At 53.7% G+C, this 300-nt stretch carries 1 protein-coding gene; it reads right to left on the bottom strand.

What is annotated here, in order from left to right:
* The coding region (locus tag SMC1_RS07155; protein ID WP_243626520.1) for a M56 family metallopeptidase at positions 1 to 248 on the bottom strand (248 nt) is incomplete at its 3' end.
* Between the last annotated feature and the right edge of the window lie 52 nt (positions 249 to 300).

Raw genomic sequence — 300 nt, 5'->3', positions numbered from 1 at the left:
AATGCTGTCTGACGCATCTTCCCTTTGCGAACCGCCGCCAGAATTGCTTCGCTGTACCGCTTTCGGAACACAGCATCCGCATTCTGGATCACTGCAGAGTCACTAGACATCTCGAGATCCTGGTTGGATGCTGTCACCACGAGGTAGACGAGCGGGTTGAACCAGTGCACAGCGTTGGCGCAGATCATCAGCAGCTTGTACCAGATGTCTCCCCGTTTGTAGTGGACAAGCTCATGTTTGAGGATCATGTGCAGTCCGGTGTCTGAATGGTCCGTATCCGGTAAAAGCAGGACAGGATGG

This window comes from Candidatus Cryosericum septentrionale (genome assembly GCF_003570995.1).
Taxonomy (GTDB): domain Bacteria; phylum Caldisericota; class Caldisericia; order Cryosericales; family Cryosericaceae; genus Cryosericum; species Cryosericum septentrionale.
Note: the sequence above shows the minus strand (reverse complement) of the source record. Positions and strands in the feature narration are given on the sequence as shown.